Consider the following 259-nt stretch of genomic DNA (forward strand, 5'->3'; position numbering starts at 1 on the left):
TTAATCGAAATTACTCTGCCGTTTGGCGAGTAATCAAAGAATTAAATCAATGAATGAGTGTTCATAGCAATATGTACATACAGTAATGTATGAATTGAAACGCGATGCTTCCTTAGTGAGCAAAGCGGATCAAAACAGTAGAATTCATTGAGTCGTTTAACGCGAGTTAAACAAAAAACTTTAATTGAAGAGTTTGATCATGGCTCAGATTGAACGCTGGCGGCAGGCCTAACACATGCAAGTCGAGCGGCAGCACAAG

The 259-nt window shown here is 39.4% G+C and carries 1 rRNA gene; it reads left to right on the forward strand.

What is annotated here, in order from left to right:
- Positions 1–181: 181 nt before the first annotated feature.
- Positions 182–259 (forward strand): 16S ribosomal RNA (locus M0413_RS22830); the annotation flags it as partial.

Origin of the sequence: Shewanella sp. 8A (assembly GCF_023475945.1) — a bacterium.
In the GTDB taxonomy this organism is placed as follows: Bacteria; Pseudomonadota; Gammaproteobacteria; order Enterobacterales; family Shewanellaceae; genus Shewanella; species Shewanella xiamenensis.